Annotated in this window: 2 protein-coding genes; both read right to left on the reverse strand. The window is 32.4% G+C overall.

Translation table 11 applies throughout. The features are described 5' to 3' along the window. Positions 1-42: 42 nt before the first annotated feature. A complete protein-coding gene (locus KO494_RS08665; protein ID WP_215967214.1) occupies positions 43-885 on the reverse strand; it encodes a competence protein CoiA in 843 nt (280 codons plus the stop codon). A gap of 188 nt (positions 886-1,073) precedes the next feature. Next, positions 1,074-2,300 carry a DUF418 domain-containing protein gene (locus tag KO494_RS08670; RefSeq protein WP_215967215.1) on the reverse strand — a complete coding sequence of 409 codons (1,227 nt, stop codon included), beginning with the start codon at positions 2,298-2,300 and terminating at the stop codon, positions 1,074-1,076. Positions 2,301-2,513 lie beyond the last annotated feature (213 nt).

Here is a 2,513-nt window from a genome sequence, read left to right on the forward strand (position 1 = left end):
TTTTAACTCAGTTCTTTGTTGGCTGCTGTGCTTTGTTTAAATTTAAAATCTTCGTCTTCTTCTTTTGCTTTTAAATTGCTTTGAAAGTAATCGTCGATTAAATTCATGTCGATTAATAGCATGACGTCTTTCTTGTTCAAGTTTCTCTCTTTGAATTTGTAGTTTTCTCTGTTCAATTAAATAAGTTGAAAACTTTTGAAGTCTCAAAGTCCATTCACCAGAAGTAGTAGCCTTAATGAAAGCTTTACTTGAAATCTCTGCAACACAGACATGTTTACCAACTTTAGGGAATAAGCAGTACAGTTTTTTCCTTAATCCATGAGGATCTTCTAAAAAACCGTTTCCATAATAATCAAATACCACAGGTACAGTGCTATGTAGCCAAGATTCAGGGAAACAAAATTCTGGAAACCAAATCTCAAATATTCCAGGTTTGTTTGTTTTATGTACATCGCTAATACCATCACTTTTCCATTCTTTACTGAAACGAGGAAAATCTCTCTTTAGACGAGTTCCATCAACAACCCAAACCATGTTTTTATAAAAATCCTCACGCTTCCTTCGCTCCTCAGGATCAATTCGAGAGTGTTGAAACTCAATTACTAATCCGTTATCTGTATAAACATCAGCAATGTGTTTTTCATTGGTTTTTTTGTCAAATTGAATAACTTCCTGCCAAGCGATTGGATAGTTTTCTTTCCAATTTCGGTGCCATTCAGTTTCGTTTTCCCACCAAGAATCACATTGTCGTTTTCTTTTATGTGCCCAATGGTTTACTTTTAACTCTCCACATTTTGCAATCATTTCTGCTCCGCAATTTTGACAGAATCCTTTGGCTCCTTTAAAAGCTTCAACTTTTTTGTCATCAATTAATGCGAATTTCATTTAATGGATTCTTTTGTTTTCGTAGTTCGTTTGCATTGCAGCCAACGTTTATGTATAAGAATAGTAGCCGACTGCGAGGCACTTTCCTGTCAAAATACAAAAAAGTTGAAGCGGGCTAAAACCCTTTAATTTATTACTATTTCGGCTATTATTTTTATACATTGTTACCATGCGTTAATTTCATCTGTTTAGTTATTTTGATAACGGATATTTATCCTTTTTTTATAAGTCAAGCTACGCCAAATCCATTCCAATGGGCCAAATTTGAAATGTCTTAACCAGATATTGCTAAGAATAATTTGCAATACTAAAATAAGAATAGCAATACCTGATGTATGTAATAAACCGATTTTACCAATTAAATTAAATCCAAAATTGTAAAATATAATAATCATGATTATGGTCTGAAACAAGTAATTGCTCAGAGCCATTTTCCCCACAGGGATTAAATATTTAAATGCTCTTCTACCTATTGAAGTTTGAACAATTTTAAATATCGAAGTTATATAGAAAATGCACATAAATATCTGGCCGGCTAATACCAAGAGTTTATAAAGGATATTTAATGGAGTTGATGGGAACATAAACGCACTTCCACCAATTGTTTTAGCTGAAAAAGTAGCCAAAAGACCTACTATTAAACTGGTTATCAACAATAAGGTTGATTTTGATTTTTTTGTAAAAAATTCAATTGAAGCGAAATAGTAACCAAGAAGAAAAATTCCAAGGAATTTAAAATACCCCCCTGATGGAATATAACCTAAGTATTTCCAGACAAGATTATGAATGTTTAAAAAGAATATGTCTGCAATTGAACCATTCTGGAATGTACTTATAACTGCTTCAACGGTCATATCTGGATATTGAACATGTGCAATGGCAGTCGTTTTTTCTGGACTAGCAGAACTCAAAGCCTCAGAAAATGGCAAGAGAGATAAATCGATTAAAAGTGGAAATAGAAGGAAAAATAACGACCACAGAATAAGGTTTTTAGACTTGACATTCCGGAATAAAATGAGGATAAAACCAAATATCGAATAGGCAAGTAAAATGTCTCCAAACCAAATTAAACTGTGCAAAAATCCTATCAATAACAGAAAAAATAGTCTTCTTCGATATGTTTTTAAAAAATTTATAGAATCTTCTTTGTTCTTTTCATATTGAACATAGAACCCAACAGCAAAAAGAATTGAGAAGAGGGTGTAAAACTTTCCTGTGACTATGATATCTAAAAACGAATATAATTTTTCATCTAACTGAAAGTCCGTTATTTGTTTAAGGTCATCAAAGGGCATAAAAACGTATCCGCTAAAAAATCCCATGTTCATGAAAATGATTCCAAGTAAAGCGAAACCTCTTAGGATGTCTAGAATTTCAATTCTTTGTTTAGGTTCTATTGGTTGGTTAGATGTCATTAGTTCAATATTTTATTTGAAAGAGAAATTATATTCTTAGCAAAAATTTCAATAACGTGGTTGTGACTTTAATGCATGGTAACGGTCTTGTGTATGGAAAGTTGCGTTTTTGGCGACGAGGATTTTCCGAAGGAAAATCAGAAGTTGGCAAAAATGCAACTACCATTATTTAAGCACTAATCTAGCAATTTTTTATACACGTCTTAAGTTTGT

The organism is Lacinutrix sp. C3R15, assembly GCF_018860825.1.
Classification (GTDB): domain Bacteria; phylum Bacteroidota; class Bacteroidia; order Flavobacteriales; family Flavobacteriaceae; genus Oceanihabitans.

Coding starts and splice junctions, on each gene's coding strand:
- KO494_RS08665 (WP_215967214.1), bottom strand. CDS start 885: ATGAAATTCGCATTAATTGATGACAAAAAAGTTGAAGCTTTTAAAGGA.
- KO494_RS08670 (WP_215967215.1), bottom strand. CDS start 2,300: ATGACATCTAACCAACCAATAGAACCTAAACAAAGAATTGAAATTCTA.